The sequence below is a fragment of the Cytobacillus sp. C11.1 genome (genome assembly GCF_058145115.1).
Window position 1 is genome coordinate 2,930,778 of the sequence record NZ_CM176935.1, and the last position, 18,408, is coordinate 2,949,185.

The following is an 18,408-nucleotide window of genomic DNA, read 5'->3' on the forward strand; positions in this document are numbered from 1 at the left end:
TTCCATCAAGAAGAGTCCTTTAAAAAAATGCTGGAGGGGAGTTCATGCAAAATAAGAAGAAAAAAGGTTTTCTGTTGTCTTTATTTCTGCTTACCGCTATTCTTATTTTTCTTCAACTAGTGCAAGATTCATTAACAAGAGCAGCTGCCGGTGATGGATCATGGTCTTCACCATATTCTGTTTCACAAGCTATTAACACTCAGAATAATTCTAACAAAACCGTTCAAGGGTATGTTGTTGGGCAGCCTACTGCAACCAATACGGTTATAACAAGCGGTTTTCCAAATGACTATGCTTTGGCACTTGCAGATAGTCCATCAGAGAGCAATACGGCAAACATGATTTATGTTCAAATCCCCTCATCATTTCGTTCTGCTTTTGGTTTAAGATCGACTCCAGCCTTAATGGGAAAGCAGATTAAGGTTACCGGCACTCTTACTGCTTATTTTTCTCACCCTGGACTGAAAAATGGAACAGCTTTTGAACTTCAAGGAGATGGGGTAACACCACCTGAGCCAGAACCTGCTGATGGTTATTATGATGCTGCGGACGGAAAAACAGGAGAGGCGTTAAAAACGGCACTCCACAATATCATTGACGACCACATAGAGATCTCTTATTCAAATGTATGGGATGCACTTCGGGAAACAGATGAAGATCCGAATAATCCCAATAATGTTCTCCTTCTTTATACAGGTCGCTCACAAGGCAAGTTCACCAATGGGACAGGAGTTAATGACTGGAATCGGGAACATGTTTGGGCAAAATCACATGGAGACTTTGGCACAGCCATGGGTGCTGGAACTGACTTGCATCATTTGCGGCCGACAGACGTATCAGTTAATAGCTCCAGAAGCAATCTTGACTTTGATAATGGCGGCATTCAGCATTCAGAGGCAATTGGCAACTATTACGACTCAGATTCGTGGGAGCCAAGGGATAATGTAAAAGGTGATGTAGCGCGGATGCTATTTTACATGGCCGTCCGTTATGAAGGGGATAGCGGAGAAATTGATTTAGAGTTAAATAACCAGGTTAATAATGGATCTGTACCATATCATGGAAAAATGTCTGTTTTACTGCAATGGCATAAAGAGGATCCAGTCGATAATTTAGAGCGAAGAAGAAACGAAATTATCTACACGGACTACCAGCACAACCGCAATCCATTTATTGATCATCCTGAATGGGCATCAGCTATCTGGGAATAAGATTTATGAATGGCGCTTTCTTGAAAAGGAAGTGTCTTTTTTTAGATAAGATTCACAAATCCTCAATATATTCTGATAACTGGAGTGGAATCTGGCATTATAATAAAGATAGAAAGGAAGGCGGTTTCATATTTCCTTTTAATAAATATTTAGGGGTGATGGATATGAACTACTTAGAAGTTAAAGAAAAACTAGAAGCTACCAAGGTAGAATTAATGAATAAAATGAATGACCCAAATGTAGTGGATGAAGAAAAAGAGAAGCTTCAAAACACCATTGCCAATTATGAGTACATGATCGAATTAACGGATATGAATCATTTTGAACGCGAGAAAGTCGTTCATTAAGGAGGCGGATATTGACTCGCCTCCTTTTTTTATTAAATAAAGAAATATGTTGACAACGGAACAGCACGGGAGTAATTTATATTTATCAATTTCATAAACAGACCTTTTTGCTGAATCCTTTATGAGCGGGGGAACCATTTTTGATAAACCTGGTTTATCTTGGGGTGAATCTTAGCATATTAAGTTAAGAAGGGATACTCTCAATCCCTAATCCGACAGCTAACTCCGTAAGCCGAATCGAGAGAAGGGTTAATGATAACCATTGACTATTCTTTTTTTAAGAGTGGTCTTTTTGTGCTTATTTTTAAAAGAAGGGAAATTCTTTAATGAAAAAACAATACGCTGTGTTTGGTTTGGGACGTTTTGGAGGCAGTTTGGTAAAAGAGTTCTATGATATGGGTGTAGAAGTTTTGGCAATTGATGTAGACCAGGAAAAAGTGCACCAATACGCTCAGTTTGTGACTTATGCGGTACAAATCAATGGCATTGACGAAGCTGCCATTAAACAAGCAGGAATTAGAAATATTGACCATGCCTTTGTTTCCTTTGGGGAAAATATTGAATCAAGCATTTTAACATCATTGTTGTTAAAGGAGATGGGAATTCCACAGGTTTGGGCCAAAGCGCATAATGAATATCATGCAAGAGTTCTTGAGAAAATTGGTGTTGATCGAGTGATTCACCCTGAGAGGGATATGGCGAAACGAATTGCCCACCATATTGTTTCGGATAAGATAATTGATTATATAGAACTCTCGGAGGACTACAGTATGGTGGAAATTATTGCTTCAGAGAAAATCCATAATAAATCCTTATTAGATTTAGACATACGCGCAAAGTATGGATGTAACATTGTTGGGATCCAGCGCGGAAAAGAGATTATCGTATCACCGCCAGCTGAGGAAATTATTTTAAAAGGCGATGTACTCATCGTGATGGGCCATAACAGAGATATCAGCAGGTTTGAAAGAATAGGGGTATAGGGCGGTCTTAGAGCTGAAAAGCATATTAACACATTATTAATCTAAGGAGTTAATGATTATGAATAAGGGACCAAGAAGAATGGAACGGCCCACCACGTGGATCAGAATGAATCCTGCCCAGGCTTTGTCGATTGGATTTCTTTGCCTGATTGCTGTGGGAACGCTGCTGCTTATGCTTCCTTTTGCTACCAAAGATAGGCACCATTTGTCTTTTATTGATGCCTTGTTTGAAGCAACCTCTGCTGTCTGTGTAACCGGCTTGGTAGTAGTGGATACCGAAACAACCTTTACTACGTTTGGCCAGGTTGTTTTAATGATCCTTATCCAGATTGGCGGCCTCGGTTTTATGACATTTGGCGTTCTCATTGCTATCATGATGGGGAAGAACATTGGCTTGAAAGGAAGGCTGATGATTCAGGAATCTTTAAATCAGCTTTCTATTGAGGGCATGGTACGGCTCGTAAAATTTGTTGTTGGCTTCACGCTGTTAATTGAAGCAATCGGTGCAATTATATTATCTATTCGCTGGGCAGCTGATTTTGGGTTTCCGCGTTCTATATACTATGGTGTTTTTCACTCAGTATCGGCCTTTAATAATGCAGGGTTTGATATTATGGGCGAGTTCAGAAGTGTAACGGAATACGTTGGCGACTTTACCGTTATACTGACGCTCAGCTTTCTTTTTATAATCGGGGGAATTGGCTATATCGTTGTGCTTGATATTAAAAGAAACAGAAGTCTAAAGAGGCTTTCTTTGCATACAAAACTTGTTCTGCTGATGACACTTATCCTTAATTTATTAGGAGCCATTTTTATTTTTGCGCTTGAATATAGTAATCCCGGAACTTTAGGCGATTTGTCTTTAAAAGATAAAATACTGGGTGCTTATTTTCATGGGGTTGTTCCCAGGACTGCAGGATTTAACTCCCTCAATACGGGAGAATTAACATTAGGCTCCCAGCTTGTTACCATGCTTCTTATGTTCATCGGAGGAGGATCTGGAGGGACAGCCGGCGGAATTAAAGTAACAACCTTCGTGCTGATATTACTCGCTGTCAGAGCTTTAATAAAAGAAGAGGGTGAAGTCAATTTAATGGGAAGACGCATCCCAAAAGATCTGATATTCAGAGCCTTTACGATAACGGTATATTCAATCAGTTTTATATCATTTATATTGTTTATTTTATCGATAACGGAAGATGCACCATTGAACATGCTGCTGTTTGAAGTAATTTCCGCGTTTGGCACAGTGGGAATGTCCCTTGGTTTAACACCTGAATTAAGTGTCACAGGAAAGGCACTAATTTCTTTTATGATGTTTGCGGGCAGGGTAGGACCTTTAACACTTGCGTTTGCACTTGCAAGAAAAAGAGAAAAAGCCAACTATAAATATGCTGAAGAGAAGATTATGATTGGTTAAAAATTTTTAAAAAAAAGTTTTATTTGCCTCTTGGGGGAGGAGTTTTTTTGTTATGTTAAAGCTGTATAAAAACAGGATAGAGAAGAACTCTCTATCCTGTTTTTTGATGAAGTAATGTGGTTTTCACCTATTTAAACTGATTAATTTTAATAGGGGATTTTTCTTTTTATCCGTAATGTTTATCTCATTCTTTGAAAGTTTATCCTGGTTTTCCAATATCCATTTCTGCAATTCTTTCTTATCTTTACATTGGGTATGATATGTTTCACCGCATTTGCCAACAGCGTTGACTACGAATCTGCAATTATTCTCCATCGATACCACCCTATTTCCTTTAGTAGAATCTACATGCATTATAACAAGACAAGATTGAATTTCAATGGTTTTAGTGTAAAAAGTCTTTCCAGTTGATAAAATAAAAACAATTTTCGGTTTGTGAAATTTTCTTTTATAAAAAGAACCTGATAAATAATTTTAATTAACAATAAAAATGTAAAGACTTCTATTATCTTTTTAAAGTAAAATGGAAATATGTAACGGTTAGTAATAATAGATTAAAAATGTAAAATAGGAGTGCCTTTTATGGAAACTTTACTCATATACAAAGACGAAAAATCACATAAATTTTGGAAAATTAATGTTTCGGGAAAGAATTATACCGTTACTTATGGAAAAGTTGGCTCGATTGGATCCGTGAAAACAAAAGAATTTGAATCGGAAGCCATCTGCCAAAAAGAAGCTAATAAACTCATACAATCCAAGCTGAAAAAAGGTTATGCTGGAGCAGCTATAACAGCACAAGTGATCAAAGAAAGCACGATGACCGAAATGCTTTTCTGGGAAATGCTTGAAACAGCCAGGAGAAAAGGGGAAGATCCTGAAGAACAGCTTGAGTGGCTAATAAACCACTTATCGAGAAGACCAGTAAAAGACATTGTCATGTTTGACTATTGGTTTAACCAGAATTATAACAAATCATATACATCTAATCTGTGGGCGGCAGCTTATATTATTATGGGCGGCTGTTCAGATGATTGCTTCGATTATTTTAGGGCTTGGCTGCTTTATCAAGGTAAGGAAACATATGAAGCTATTATGAAAGATCCCGAAGAAATTATCCCTTGTCTTCGCGGTCTTGAAGAAGAAGAAGATATGCCACAGCTGGAAGAATTGCTATATGTCGCCAGTATGGCATATGAAGAGAAGACTGGCTTTGACGAAGACCAATATTATCATTTATACGAAAAGCTATCTGGAGATTCTTATGTTTTGCCTGATATTGAATTGGATTGGGACGAAGATGATGAAGAGGGCTTAAGAGAGAAGTATCCGAAGTTATGGGAAAGATACGGAGAAAATCCGCTGGAATATTAACAAATAGATCGGCTGCCTATTGAGGGCAGCCGATCTATTTTATTGAAGACTGTTGAATAAATAAAGTTATAAATACCTTTTGAATACGAAACTGAATTGAGTCGGAAGAAGATGGTCGCCATGAAGGCTTTATGAAGACGAAAAATCATTCAATAATAAGAAAAAGGTCGTCATGAAGGCTCTATGAAGACGAAAATTCATTCAATGATGAGAGAAAGGTCGCCATGAAGGCTTTATGAAGACGAAAAATTATTCAATGATGAGAGAAAGGTCGCCATAAAAGCTTTATGAAGACGAAAATTCATTCAATGATAAGATAAAGGTCGTCATGAAGGCTCTATGAAGACGAAAAATCATTCAATGATGAGAGAAAGGTCGCCATGAAGGCTTTATGAAGACGAAAAATCATTCAATGATGAGAGAAAGGTCGCCATGAAGGCTTTATGAAGACGAAAAATCATTCAATGATGAGAGAAAGGTCGCCATGAAGGCTTTATGAAGACGAAAAATCATTCAATGATGAGAGAAGGGTCTGCATGAAGGCTCTATGACGCCCAAAGTTCATTCGAATGAGAGAGAAAGGTGTTCATGATCGCTCTATGAAAACGAAAACACATACGAGTGAGAAAGAATGGTCCTCATGACCGCTATATGAAGACGACACAACACTTAATGGAGAGACAATGGTTCTCATGAAGCAGTCTGTTTCTGAAACAAACGATTGCTCATTAAAATCTGAATTTATAGGTAAATAGGTTTAGTTGATTTTAGATAAATAGTATAATAAATACATAAAATTATATGAAATAGATATACTCATTTTATTTGCCGTTGTGAAGATTTCAGGGAGTCATACAGGGGGAAATTTCATATGACAAAAATGATGCAGATAACAGACGAACTGAAGGATTGGATTGTTAGTACGTTAAAAAGTGATTTAAGTCCGATTGTGATCGCAAATGCTTTGATAAAAAAAGGTTTCGATAACCTTTTTGCTTATGAGACGCTTTTACATATTGTTGGAAATGAAGCGATTAAGACGACAGAGGTAAAGCAAATTAGGTATAATTATGAGGTCCCCGAGATTGGAAAAAAGGGGAATACCCTTTACACAAGTGACCGCGAAATAAAGGTCCTTTCCAGAAATGAAAAGCCATTTGTTCTGCATTTGGATTCTGTGCTTAGTCCTGAGGAATGTGATGAGCTCATCAGTCTTTCGAGGAGCCGCTTGCTGCCTTCCCGCGTTGTGGATACATCTTCCGGAGAAGAACGGGCAGCACAGAAGTGTGCCAGTTGAATCAGGAGAAAAATGGGTTGCAACCAAATGGATCCGGGAAAGCAATATTTATCATCATTAACGTTGACCGATTAAAAGTAAAAGGATGTTTTTCCAGGTGAAACTGATTAATAAACTATTCTCTAAGCAAAAGCCTGTAAAAGTTGAATTTTGCAAGCGAAATCTTGACGAGTTTTTAAAGGAAGAGAATTTTTCGGATTATAATGCTTTTCTAAATCAGAAGAATATTATCTATAAAGAATATGAGTGCCAAAGCAAATGTAAGGAATGCAAGCAGTCTCCATATTCAGTTGTAGATGGAGATTTTATTGCTGCGGAGAATTCTGGTGAATTATTGGTGAAGCTAAAAGAGCGGGCTGAGAAGTAAAAAATAACTGGCGTGTGTCTATCCGTACCAACTTGGATAGGCACTTTTTTACTATTCACAGATTACTTGTTAACTAATAAATCAAAAATTTTTGATAAAAAGATTGCAATTAGAAATAATTACTAATATAATCAAATTATAAATCAAAAAAAATTGATTTAAAAAGAAAGGGTGGCTAAATTGAAATTCTTTAAGCGTTTTTTGGGGAAAGAAACAAAGTCTTCTGATTGCTGTGGTGTTGATATTAAAGAAGTGGAGAATAGTCAGGATGAGTCTTGTTGTGTGACATCCGGTTCAGAGGACTTTTGTTGTAAGTAAAGCAGTAAGTAAATTTATACAGCTGCAATAAATACGTTCAAATAGGAGGGCTTATTTTTGAAAATTCATGTTGGAATTAATGTAACGGATTTAGATCAGTCGATTGACTTTTATTCCAAAGTGTTTGGTGCACAGCCTGTGAAAGTAAAGCAAGACTATGCAAAATTTATGATGGAAGACCCGGGCCTTAATTTCACGTTAAATCTGAAAGATAAGGTTTCCGGGAATCAGGTAGGTCACTTTGGGTTTCAGGTGGAAAATCAGGAGGAGGTACTTCAGCATAAAGACCGACTGGAAAAACTGGGCTTTTTTGCAAGAGAAGAGATGGATGTTACGTGCTGCTATGCAACACAGGATAAATTTTGGGTAACAGACCCGGACGGAAATGAATGGGAGTTTTTCTACACAAAAGCGGACGTGGAATCGACGGAAACGGACTCAGCATGTTGTTCAGCTGAGCCTGCGAAAATTGAAATTAAGGATGCCTCTTGCTGCTCATAAAGCTTTGGAAAACGCTGATTATGTCAGCGTTTTTTATTTTGCCTTAAAATAAAAGTAAAGGATTTGGATCAAGCGGATGCCTTTTTACATACATTATTCAAATGGATATTTGAATAATCTTCGTAAAAGGGTATAATATATTCAAGCGAAGGTTGGAATATAGAGGGGGATTAAGTTGGGTTCCAAGGATACTTGCGACATTTATTGTTATGACGAAGAGAAAGTTAATCGCATACAAGGGGAAATGCAGAAGGAAGACCTTTCTAGTGTTGCCCAATTGTTTAAGGCGCTTGCTGATGAGAATAGGGCAAAGATTTCCTTTGCATTGTGCCAGGATGATGAGCTGTGTGTTTGTGACATTGCCAATATCATAGGGGCAACTGTTGCAACAGCTTCCCACCATTTACGCACCCTTCATAAGCAAGGGATTGTGAAGTTTCGGAAAGAAGGCAAATTGGCATTCTATTCACTTGATGATGACCATATTAGACAGTTAATGATGATAGCATTAGCACATAAAAGCGAGGTGAAAGCCGATGTCTGAACAAGCACAATTAGCAGCTGAACAAGAAACGAAAACCTACCGTGTTCAAGGCTTTTCCTGAGCAGGCTGTGCTAAAACGTTCGAAGAGAACGTGAAACGCCTGGATGGCGTTTTAGATGCAAATGTTAATTTTGGTGCTTCAAAAATAACAGTTACAGGAACGGCCGGAATGGAAGCCATTGAAAAGGCTGGAGCCTTCGAGAACCTTAAGCTTCGTGCTGAAAATGAAAAAGCAGTGGAGCGGGGACCGTTCTGGAAACAAAAGGAGAATCTTAAAGTATATATATCAGCTGTTTTGCTGGTGATTAGCTGGTTTTTAAGTAAGCAATACGGTGAAGAACATTTTATTGCAGTCGCTGGATATGCAGCCGCCATTTTAATCGGCGGGTACACGTTATTTCAAAAAGGATTAAAAAATCTTGCCAGATTGAATTTTGATATGAGTACCCTTATGACGATTGCCATTATAGGTGCTGCAATCATTGGTGAATGGGGAGAAGGGGCCATGGTGGTCATTCTGTTTGCCATTAGTGAAGCCCTGGAGCGCTATTCAATGGATAAGGCTCGTCAATCAATTGAATCTTTGATGGACATTGCGCCAAAAGAAGCCTTAATTCGCCGGGGCAAGGAAGAAATGATGATCCATGTTGACGATATTCAAATTGGTGACGTAATGATTGTTAAGCCAGGGCAGAAGCTGGCGATGGATGGCATTGTAATTAAAGGTACTTCAACCTTGAACCAGGCATCGATTACTGGTGAAAGTGTTCCGGTCACAAAGACCATTGATGATGAGGTCTTTGCAGGAACGTTAAATGAGGAAGGCTTGCTGGAAGTAAAAGTATCAAAGCGGGTAGAAGATTCAACCATTGCGAAAATTATTCATTTGGTGGAAGAAGCGCAGGCAGAAAAAGCCCCTTCTCAGCAATTTGTAGATAAATTCGCGAAGTATTACACGCCAGCGGTCATTGTATTAGCCATTTTAATTGCCGTTCTTCCTCCACTATTTGGGGGAGACTGGAGCGAGTGGATTTATCAGGGATTGGCAGCGCTGGTAGTCGGCTGTCCGTGCGCACTTGTTGTTTCGACGCCAGTTGCTGTCGTTACAGCAATCGGCAATGCCGCCAGAAATGGTGTGCTAATTAAAGGCGGGATCCACCTGGAAGAAACAGGTGCCCTTAAGGCGATCGCTTTTGATAAAACAGGCACATTAACTAAGGGTGTACCGGCAGTTACGGATATTATAGCTTACAGCAATAATGAAAAAGAATTGCTGAAAATAACAGCTGTGATCGAGAAAGGCTCACAGCATCCCCTTGCTTCAGCCATTATGAAAAGAGCTGAAGAAAACGGATCTGATTTTAATCGTGTGGCTGCTGAGGATTTCCAATCCATAACAGGTAAAGGTGTCAAGGCTGTTTTCAATGGAGTGCTTTATTATGTAGGAAGCCCCAAGCTGTTTGAAGAGCTGCATGGAACCATTGATCGTGATAAAAATCAGCAGATTTCGGAGCTGCAGACGCAAGGAAAAACGGTCATGGTACTCGGAACCGAAAGAGAGATTCTTTTATTAATAGCCGTTGCGGACGAGATGAGAGACAGTTCCAAAGCGGTTATCAGCAAGCTCAACAGTATGGGAATTGAAACGGTTATGCTGACAGGCGATAATCAGCTAACTGCAGCAGCGGTTGGAAAACAAGTTGGTGTTGCGGACATTAAGGCTGACTTGCTTCCGCAAGATAAGTTAACCTTTATTAATGAGCTTCGTACTAACCATCAGAGTGTTGCAATGGTCGGCGATGGTGTAAATGATGCGCCAGCTCTTGCAGCATCGACGGTCGGTGTTGCCATGGGCGGGGCAGGGACCGATACAGCGCTGGAAACTGCTGATATTGCCCTGATGTCTGATGATCTAAGCAAATTGCCATATACAATTAAATTAAGCCGCAAAGCTTTAGGGATTATTAAGCAAAACATTACATTTTCCTTAGCAATAAAAGCCTTGGCATTACTGCTTGTTGTGCCGGGCTGGCTGACTTTATGGATTGCGATTTTTGCAGACATGGGTGCAACCTTGCTGGTAACACTGAATAGTTTAAGATTGTTGAGAATAAAAGAGTAAACATTTTTGAGGCGGTGCTGCTGGTTGGCATCGCCTTTTTTCTTTAAATTAGACGTGTTAATTACATACCCCATGTGGTATGATTGAGGCAGCAGTTAAGAATTTTGGAAAAAGAAAGGAAGCCTTCAACATATTATATAAGAGGGAGCTCTTGGAAGGGGTGAGTAGAGATGCCAAAAAAAATAGAGCAGGAGCCGGAGTGGCTGCAGAGTTACATTGACTCACCGGAAAAGCAGCAAAAGCTATATAAGCGGACGCTATTTATTGTCGTCCTTTCGCAAATATTCGGAGGTGCAGGGCTTGCAGCAGGCATTGCTGTTGGCGCTCTGCTTGCCAAGGATATGCTGGGCACTGACAGTTATGCAGGTCTGCCGATTGCCTTATTTACACTTGGTTCTGCCGGAGCCGCCTTGATTGTCGGCCGGCTGTCTGAACGATACGGCCGGCGGTTCGGGCTCACAGCGGGATTCCTGGCTGGAGGGGCAGGGGCTCTGGGAGTCGTTGGGGCAGCTGTCACAAATAGTATTCTGCTACTGTTCGTTTCTCTGGTTATTTACGGAGCCGGAACTGCAACAAACCTGCAGGCCAGATATGCAGGGACCGATTTGGCCAATTCACAGCAAAGGGCAACAGCTGTCAGCATTGCCATGGTATCAACAACATTAGGTGCAGTTGCAGGTCCCAACCTTGTTGGTGTGATGGGGACATTTGCGACAGGAATTGGTGTTCCCGCTTTATCAGGACCTTTTATTTTAGCGGGAGCAGCATATATTTTAGCCGGATTCGTTCTTTTGGTATTCCTGCGGCCAGATCCTCTAGTGGTGGCAAAGGCTCTGGCAGGAGTGCAGAATCAAGAAAAGGGTAGCATTCAAAAAGAAAATGCCCATACGGCATCGGAAAATAAAAAGGGAATCATTGCAGCAGGAACCTTAATGGTATTAACACATCTGGTGATGGTGGCCATTATGACGATGACCCCTGTCCATATGGGACATCATGGCCATGGGTTAAGTGCAGTGGGCATGATTATCGGTTTCCATATTGGTGCTATGTACCTTCCATCCCTGCTGACGGGAATTCTTGTAGATAAGCTGGGACGGAGTACGATGGCAATCGCATCAGGAGGTACACTGCTGGCTGCTGGACTCCTGGGCGCCGCGGCACCTGGAGATTCGGTGCTGATCCTTACGATTGCACTTATATTATTAGGTATAGGCTGGAACTTTGGCTTGATCAGCGGCACGGCTATTCTCGTGGATTCAACAGACCTTTCCAATCGTGCCAGAACACAAGGAACGATTGATGTTATGGTTGCTTTGTCCGGGGCAACGGGCGGCGCACTGTCAGGCATGATTGTTGCCAACTCTAGTTACGCAGGACTTTCGATAGCAGGCGGAATCCTGTCATTGGTGTTGATACCGGTTGTCGTCTGGTCACAGAAAAAAACAAAAGTTAAGGAAGATAGTTTGCAGTCACATGATGGCTGATGATTTTAAAAAAATAATGACCAGTATCTTTTTACTTACCTCGTGTTGAGTATTCCTTTTTCTGAGTATATTACATGCTAATTAACCTTCCATAATTTTAGCTGGAAGGTTTTTAGCTTAGTATGGGGGATTCCAAAATAGGATTATGTCGTGGAATGAATTAATGGAATGGGCATGCAAACTGACAGGTATTGTAAGTTCTTTTTGATTTATAATGTTTAGATAAATCACAATCATCTTATTGGATATCAGCAAACATATCCATTATCGAATTTTGAATTAACGGAGCAAATTGTTAAAAAGATTTTCAAAGAAGGGTTGATTATTTTTTAGATCTGAAATAAAATAAGAAAAATCAGAAAAATTGAACAGGAAACACAATGAAAGGGAGTATTAAGGAATATTTATTGTTTAGAGAGCTGCCGGCCGGTGAAAGGCAGTCAGTAAATTCCCCAACTCGCCCTGGAGTGGTAAGGCTGATATGTAGGCCTTAACGGTTGACCGCCGTAATCCAGTCGTTAAGCGGGTTCGTTTTGTTTTTTAGCGAATCAAAAAGAGTGGTACCACGTAGGCATAGCCTGTCGTCTCTTATGAGATGGCAGGCTTTTTATTTTTAACGAACTCAAATTAATTGTGAAAAGGTGGTTGTCAACGTGAAAAATAATGAAAAGTATTCAAGAGGTTATTTTATGCCCCCGGTGAAAAGCTTGAAATGGTCTGAGAAGGAGTATATTACTGAAGCTCCGACCTGGTGCAGTGTCGATCTTCGAGATGGAAATCAGGCCTTGGTAGTCCCTATGAGCTTAGAGGAAAAGCTGGAATATTTTCAATTGCTTTTGAAAGTGGGTTTCAAGGAGATAGAAGTTGGCTTCCCCGCTGCCTCTGAAACAGAATATGCTTTTTTGCGGACATTGATTGAACAGGATTTAATTCCGGAAGACGTAACGATTCAAGTGCTGACACAGTCAAGAGAACATATCATACGAAAAACGTTTGAATCGCTGCAAGGTGTAAATAAAGCAGTGGTCCATCTGTACAATTCAACTTCAGTGGCTCAGCGCGAGCAAGTATTCAGGAAATCGGAAGAAGAAATTATAGACATTGCTGTAACCGGTGCAAAACTGCTCAAGAAATATGCTGCTGAAACCGAGGGAAACTTTCAATTTCAATATTCACCGGAAAGCTTCACCGGTACAGAAATGGAATTTGCCCTTGAAATATCAAACCGGGTACTGGATATATGGCAGCCAACAGCTGAAAACAAGGTAATTATCAACCTTCCCGCTACGGTGTCAATGTCGATGCCTCATGTTTACGCAAGCCAAATCGAGTTCATGAGTGATCATTTGCACTATCGTGACAATGTGATTCTCTCACTGCATCCGCATAATGACAGAGGAACTGGTGTGGCAGATGCAGAGCTGGGCATGCTTGCCGGAGCCCAAAGGGTGGAAGGAACGCTGTTTGGAAATGGAGAAAGAACAGGAAACGTTGACATCGTCACACTAGCTTTAAATATGTTTTCACATGGGGTTAATCCAAAGCTTAATCTTGAAAATATACGTGAAATTATATCAAGTTATGAAGAGTTAACAAGAATGAAAGTTCATGAAAGACATCCTTATGGGGGAGAGCTTGTTTTTACTGCCTTTTCAGGATCCCATCAGGATGCCATTGCTAAAGGGATGAAATGGCGTGAGGAAAGAGAACGCCAGTATTGGACAGTGCCTTATCTATTAATTGATCCAAAGGATATCGGCAGAGAGTACGAAGGGGATATAATCCGTATTAATAGCCAATCCGGCAAGGGGGGAATCGGTTATGTTCTTGAGCAAAACTTTGGGCTTGACCTTCCAGCCAAAATGCGTGAAAGCTTTGGTTATAGTGTAAAAGATGAATCAGACCGCTTACACAAAGAGCTTTTGCCAAATGAAATCTATGATATCTTTATAAATAAATATGTGAATAAAAATAGCCCTGTTGAGTTCATTAATTATAGATTTACTCAAAATGAAAACTACGAAACAATTGTATCTATCAGAATAGATAATGAAGCACATGAATTTATTGGCGAGGGAAATGGAAGGCTGGATGCCATCAGCAATATTCTCAGAACCAAACTCGGCATCAACTTTAAAGATTTAGTCTATAAGGAGCATGCCCTTGAAATAGGCTCTGGGTCAAATGCTGTATCTTATGTAGGTTTCACCGCTTCGGATGGTGAGGTTTATTGGGGCTGCGGGATTGACGCAGATATTATGACATCCTCTGTAAAAGCTCTGTTCAGTGCTGTCAACAACATGATCGAGAATGTCCAGCTTCCGCTTCAAGAAGGATTATCAGCATTAAAAAATTAAGGAATATTAGCCCTTCTAAAAAAAGCCGTAATAACGAGTAATATTCAGAAAAATATAAAAGATAAAGGTGAATTGCCGAAATATAACTAAATATTAGATTTTATTTCTTTTTTTTAATGTTGAAACTATCCTGTGTCTTTTTTATATTAAAAGTGTCAAAGTTATGCATTTCTGTTTAGAAGGAGGGATGCATATCAAATACTTTTGTATCCGCTGTGACTGGAGATGTCATATTGTCAAGGAGAGAGCCAGCACATTTAAGGTTGGGGCTGAGCATGGTGGAATGTAGGACGAGGGACAACCTTGTCCATATTGATGAAAGAGGTTTTAACCAAAGGCTCTGTTAAATTAGCCTGTTGATTTCAGCACGAGGCACTCCCTTTCCGCGGGCGGTCCGGGAGCCTCCTCGTCGCTATGCTCCTGCGGGGTCTCCCTTTGATCCGCACTCCCGCAGGACATTGAATAAGCTTCCGCGAATAAACACCGCACGAAGAAAATGCGCTAGCATTTTCGAGGATCTCGTGCCTTCCGCTCCAATCAACAGGGTGTTAAAAACAACAATAAGTTTTAACAGAGCCTAACCAAATAAACAACTTTTATTGGAGGCGTTAAGAATGACTACGAAAGCAGCACGCAAGCGTAGGAAGATTAAGCGTTTCCTTCAAAAGGAATTAAAAAAAGGCAGAGTAAAAAGGGGCAAAGCGATCGCTGCAGTTTAAGGCGCAATTAACTAGTCCAAAAGCAGAAACCGGGGTATGGCAATACCTCGGTTTTGTTATTTCATTTTAGCTGAATTTAAAAGTTTTCCTCTAATATAGCTGCTGATTTTGGCAAGGCAGATTAAGCATATGGAATGTAACCTACAAAATTTTTTTAGGAGGATTAAAATGAGTACTCCTGTCATAAGCACAGAACGATTAATTTTAAGAAAAATGAATAAAGATGATGTGGAAAATCTAATGCAAATATTTTCAGATTCCGAGGCTATGAAGTATTATCCATCAACTAAGGATGAAAAGCAGACGATGGAGTGGATTGACTGGACTTTGGTGAATTATGCTAAATATGGTGTTGGTCTTTGGATCGTGAAGAGTAAAGAAACCGGAGAATTTCTTGGACAGTGCGGCCTTGTTCCGCAAGAAGTTGATGGTGTGACCGAAATGGAGATAGGATATCTGTTTGCCAGACGTGTATGGGGAAAGGGATATGCAACAGAAGCGGCGTTTGCTTGCAAGAATTACGGTTTTAACCAGATGAAGTTAAAGAAGATAATCTCATTACCCGATGTCCATAATATTCCTTCTGCAAAGGTAGCTGAGCGGATTGGGATGAAGATTGAAAAGACCTTTCATAAATGGGGAAAAGATGTATTCGTTTACTCAATCACAAAATAGTCTTTTATGAGGCAGGTGAAGGGGATTGGAAGTAATTGAACTGCAGAAAATGGAAATCAGAAATGCTCTGGATTTAGTGTGGAATGTTTTTTTGGAATTCGAAGCACCTGACTACTCTGAACAAGGTATTGAAGAATTTAGTAAGTTTATATCCTACGATTCCATCATTACAAAGTTAGGAGAAGGAGAATTACACTTTTGGGGATGTAAAGTTAATGATAAGTTAGTTGGGGTAATTGCAACACGCAGCATTAACCATATTTGTTTGCTGTTTGTAAAAAAGGAATTTCAACGGCGGGGGATAGCAAGGACTTTATTTGAGTTAGTTAAAGAGGGTTGCAGTAAGCATAAACATATTGGATGTATAACTGTTAATTCATCTCCTTATGCGGTCGAAGTTTATCATCGTCTCGGGTTTGAAGATACTGATCAAGTGCTAACGTTAAATGGGATCCGGTTTACGCCTATGTCGTATTTGTTAAAATAAGTTCACTGAGAAGACCCTGCAAAATGGTGCACGAAATGTCGGATGGGAAGTTTCATCACCTGCTAAAGTATGGGTATAAGGAGGTCATCGAAGTGGAATCGCTCAAAACTATGAATAATGCCATGAAATTTATTGAAGATCATCTGACAGAGGAAATTAATTTTAAGGAAGCTGCAAGTAAAGCTTATTGCTCGGAATATCACTTTAAAAGAATGTTTTCCTTCCTTGCAGGAATTTCCCTTTCTGAGTATATTCGCCGCAGAAGACTGACGCTGGCGGCATTCGATTTAAAAGATCCAAACAGGAAGGTTATTGATATTGCCGTCAAATACGGATATAGCTCACCAGACGCTTTTTCAAGGGCGTTCCAGCAGTTACATGGCATCACACCGACAGAAGCAAGAATTAGTGGTCATTCACTTAAAGCGTATCCGCCAATGACCTTCCAATTATCCATACAGGGAGGCAATGAAATGAACTATCGAATTGTTGAAAAAGAAGCATTCCGCATTGCAGGGATTAAAAAAAGAGTGCCCATTGTATTCAGCGGAGTTAATCCTGAGATTGCAGCAATGTGGCAAGGCTTAGATGAAGAAAGCATTAATGAACTTAAAAATCTATCGAATATTGAACCATCTGGAATAATCAGCGCATCAACGAATTTTTCTGAAGGCAGAATGGAGGAAAAGGGGGAGCTGGATCATTATATTGGTGCAGCAACGACAAAGGAGTGTCCCGAAAACTTAGCCATGCTTGAAGTACCTGCATCCACATGGGCGGTGTTCCAATCGGTCGGACCATTTCCTGAAACACTGCAAAATGTATGGGGGCGCATTTATTCCGAATGGCTTCCAGCTTCAAATTATGAACAAAGAGAAGGTCCGGAGATTCTATGGAATGAAAATAAAGATACTGGCTCACCTACTTTTATAAGTGAAATTTGGATACCGGTTTTGAAAAAGTAAGATATGTTAAAAATAGCTTCCCGCAAACGAGGGAAGCTTTTACTCTATTCCATCCACTTTTTATAAAGAGCATCAAATTTGCCCTGCAGCTTCATTTCATCCATCCACATTTCAAGGTAACTGGCATAGATGAAGTCACCGCGGGGAATCATATAGCCTTTTTCGTTGTTTGTAAAAGGGGCGTCTGTCAGGGCTGCATATAATCGTGAATCCTCCTTAGCATAAAGAATTGCTTCCACTGTGTCAGTAATCATAACATCATACGTTCCATCGGCCACCAGGCCAGGAATATCAAGATTGTTCTCTACAACTGTTACATCTGCATTTTTCAAAAATTGTCTGACAAAGACTTCATTTGTACCGCCTGGATTTACGCCAATGCGGACGGAAGGCTTGTTGATGTCTTCGATGGAAAGATACTTATCCTTATCTTCAGCCCGTATTAAAGGTACTTTTCCAAATGAAAGGTAGCCCTGCGATACATACGCAGTTTTTTGTCTGGAAGTATTACGTGTTACACCGCCGACAGCAATATCAAATTTATCTGCCTGCAGGTCTTTCATCATGTTGGGCCAGGTAGTTGCGACAAACCGCACCTCCACGCCGAGATCCCTAGCAAGTTCTTTGGCAGCATCCACGTCATAGCCTTCAAAATCGTTTGTCTCTGGATCCAAATATGTAAAAGGCTTGTAGTCCCCGGTCATGCCTACTCGTATGTATCCTCTCTCGATAATTTCATCCAACTGGGAAGCTTCAGCTTTTTTCTGATGGCCCGGAGCCTTTTCTGATGCGGATTCAGCAGAAGCATTTTGTGCAGAAATCAGGTCGTGGCTGACATAACCGGTTCCAATAAGAGATAAACTGAGAACTCCGGCGAGTAATGCTTTTTTCCATTTCTTTAACATGTGTGTTCCTCCTTTTATGGGTGTGTAAAAAAAAATAATATATATATTGTAGTTTAAATAGTTAGATATTTCTGTTAAATAAAGAGAAATAAATAGATTTACCTACTAGAATTTTACAAACCCCTTCAAAAGTAATAGGGGAAGAGTGTATGCATGCAATGAAAAAAGTAATTTTTAAATGGGGAGCCCACTTTGTAGGCAAGGTAAGAATATAATGTGTTTTTCCTGTGAGGCAAATTTGTACGAGGAACAGCATTAATAGTCTGTTTCTGCAATGAATAGGAGATCCTATTTCCAGCCTTATGGGGATATCGTCAACTCGGCTCATA

The 18,408-nt window shown here is 40.0% G+C and carries 16 protein-coding genes, 1 riboswitch and 1 other annotated feature; of the genes, 15 read left to right on the top strand and 1 reads right to left on the bottom strand.

The window, feature by feature from the left end; genetic code table 11:
- The first annotated feature begins 44 nt into the window (after positions 1–44).
- The 15 genes from AC3ZVC_RS14615 to AC3ZVC_RS14685 all read left to right on the top strand — a co-directional run bounded on the left by AC3ZVC_RS14615 (position 45) and on the right by AC3ZVC_RS14685 (position 17,174).
- Entirely contained in the window at positions 45–1,211 is a 1,167-nt protein-coding gene (locus AC3ZVC_RS14615; RefSeq protein WP_490063952.1) for an endonuclease, read from the top strand.
- A gap of 164 nt (positions 1,212–1,375) precedes the next feature.
- Complete coding sequence (locus tag AC3ZVC_RS14620) at positions 1,376–1,558, top strand: DUF3896 family protein (RefSeq protein ID WP_490063953.1); 183 nt, start codon at positions 1,376–1,378, stop codon at positions 1,556–1,558.
- A 98-nt stretch (positions 1,559–1,656) separates the two neighbouring features.
- A riboswitch (cyclic di-AMP (ydaO/yuaA leader) is annotated at positions 1,657–1,807 on the top strand.
- Between the two features lie 77 nt (positions 1,808–1,884).
- Positions 1,885–2,541, top strand: coding sequence for a potassium channel family protein (locus tag AC3ZVC_RS14625; protein WP_490063954.1), 657 nt, complete (start codon positions 1,885–1,887; stop codon positions 2,539–2,541).
- A gap of 52 nt (positions 2,542–2,593) precedes the next feature.
- Entirely contained in the window at positions 2,594–3,961 is a 1,368-nt protein-coding gene (locus tag AC3ZVC_RS14630) for a TrkH family potassium uptake protein (RefSeq protein WP_490063955.1), read from the top strand.
- Between the two features lie 582 nt (positions 3,962–4,543).
- The gene (locus AC3ZVC_RS14635) at positions 4,544–5,335 is read left to right on the top strand and encodes a DUF4240 domain-containing protein (protein ID WP_490063956.1); all 792 of its coding nucleotides are present in this window, start codon (positions 4,544–4,546) and stop codon (positions 5,333–5,335) included.
- An 871-nt stretch (positions 5,336–6,206) separates the two neighbouring features.
- Positions 6,207–6,632, top strand: coding sequence for a hypothetical protein (locus tag AC3ZVC_RS14640; RefSeq protein WP_490063957.1), 426 nt, complete (start codon positions 6,207–6,209; stop codon positions 6,630–6,632).
- A gap of 97 nt (positions 6,633–6,729) precedes the next feature.
- The gene (locus AC3ZVC_RS14645; protein WP_490063958.1) at positions 6,730–6,999 is read left to right on the top strand and encodes a DUF1450 domain-containing protein; all 270 of its coding nucleotides are present in this window, start codon (positions 6,730–6,732) and stop codon (positions 6,997–6,999) included.
- A 375-nt stretch (positions 7,000–7,374) separates the two neighbouring features.
- Positions 7,375–7,818, top strand: coding sequence for an ArsI/CadI family heavy metal resistance metalloenzyme (locus AC3ZVC_RS14650; protein WP_490063959.1), 444 nt, complete (start codon positions 7,375–7,377; stop codon positions 7,816–7,818).
- A 175-nt stretch (positions 7,819–7,993) separates the two neighbouring features.
- Complete coding sequence (locus AC3ZVC_RS14655) at positions 7,994–8,362, top strand: ArsR/SmtB family transcription factor (protein WP_490063960.1); 369 nt, start codon at positions 7,994–7,996, stop codon at positions 8,360–8,362.
- Complete coding sequence (locus AC3ZVC_RS14660) at positions 8,355–10,484, top strand: heavy metal translocating P-type ATPase (protein ID WP_490063961.1); 2,130 nt, start codon at positions 8,355–8,357, stop codon at positions 10,482–10,484. Before AC3ZVC_RS14655 ends, AC3ZVC_RS14660 begins: the two co-directional genes overlap by 8 nt.
- A 170-nt stretch (positions 10,485–10,654) precedes the next feature.
- Positions 10,655–11,971 carry an MFS transporter gene (locus tag AC3ZVC_RS14665; RefSeq protein WP_490063962.1) on the top strand — a complete coding sequence of 439 codons (1,317 nt, stop codon included), beginning with the start codon at positions 10,655–10,657 and terminating at the stop codon, positions 11,969–11,971.
- A 371-nt stretch (positions 11,972–12,342) separates the two neighbouring features.
- Positions 12,343–12,563 (top strand) — a binding site (T-box leader).
- A gap of 61 nt (positions 12,564–12,624) precedes the next feature.
- The gene (locus AC3ZVC_RS14670; protein WP_490063963.1) at positions 12,625–14,328 is read left to right on the top strand and encodes a 2-isopropylmalate synthase; all 1,704 of its coding nucleotides are present in this window, start codon (positions 12,625–12,627) and stop codon (positions 14,326–14,328) included.
- A gap of 887 nt (positions 14,329–15,215) precedes the next feature.
- Complete coding sequence (locus AC3ZVC_RS14675; RefSeq protein WP_490063964.1) at positions 15,216–15,722, top strand: GNAT family N-acetyltransferase; 507 nt, start codon at positions 15,216–15,218, stop codon at positions 15,720–15,722.
- A 25-nt stretch (positions 15,723–15,747) separates the two neighbouring features.
- The gene (locus AC3ZVC_RS14680) at positions 15,748–16,209 is read left to right on the top strand and encodes a GNAT family N-acetyltransferase (RefSeq protein ID WP_490063965.1); all 462 of its coding nucleotides are present in this window, start codon (positions 15,748–15,750) and stop codon (positions 16,207–16,209) included.
- A 92-nt stretch (positions 16,210–16,301) separates the two neighbouring features.
- Positions 16,302–17,174, top strand: coding sequence for an AraC family transcriptional regulator (locus AC3ZVC_RS14685; RefSeq protein WP_490063966.1), 873 nt, complete (start codon positions 16,302–16,304; stop codon positions 17,172–17,174).
- Between the two features lie 44 nt (positions 17,175–17,218).
- Here AC3ZVC_RS14685 and AC3ZVC_RS14690 read toward each other — a convergent pair whose 3' ends face one another.
- Complete coding sequence (locus tag AC3ZVC_RS14690) at positions 17,219–18,079, bottom strand: transporter substrate-binding domain-containing protein (protein WP_490063967.1); 861 nt, start codon at positions 18,077–18,079, stop codon at positions 17,219–17,221.
- Between the last annotated feature and the right edge of the window lie 329 nt (positions 18,080–18,408).

What these genes read in the sequence shown, in the direction of transcription:
- AC3ZVC_RS14675 (WP_490063964.1), top strand. Translation starts at nt 15,216, where the DNA reads ATGAGTACTCCTGTCATAAGCACAGAACGATTAATTTTAAGAAAAATG.
- AC3ZVC_RS14615 (WP_490063952.1), top strand. Translation starts at nt 45, where the DNA reads ATGCAAAATAAGAAGAAAAAAGGTTTTCTGTTGTCTTTATTTCTGCTT.
- AC3ZVC_RS14630 (WP_490063955.1), top strand. Translation starts at nt 2,594, where the DNA reads ATGATTATGAATAAGGGACCAAGAAGAATGGAACGGCCCACCACGTGG.
- AC3ZVC_RS14665 (WP_490063962.1), top strand. Translation starts at nt 10,655, where the DNA reads ATGCCAAAAAAAATAGAGCAGGAGCCGGAGTGGCTGCAGAGTTACATT.
- AC3ZVC_RS14690 (WP_490063967.1), bottom strand. Translation starts at nt 18,079, where the DNA reads ATGTTAAAGAAATGGAAAAAAGCATTACTCGCCGGAGTTCTCAGTTTA.
- AC3ZVC_RS14635 (WP_490063956.1), top strand. Translation starts at nt 4,544, where the DNA reads ATGGAAACTTTACTCATATACAAAGACGAAAAATCACATAAATTTTGG.
- AC3ZVC_RS14625 (WP_490063954.1), top strand. Translation starts at nt 1,885, where the DNA reads ATGAAAAAACAATACGCTGTGTTTGGTTTGGGACGTTTTGGAGGCAGT.
- AC3ZVC_RS14620 (WP_490063953.1), top strand. Translation starts at nt 1,376, where the DNA reads ATGAACTACTTAGAAGTTAAAGAAAAACTAGAAGCTACCAAGGTAGAA.
- AC3ZVC_RS14640 (WP_490063957.1), top strand. Translation starts at nt 6,207, where the DNA reads ATGACAAAAATGATGCAGATAACAGACGAACTGAAGGATTGGATTGTT.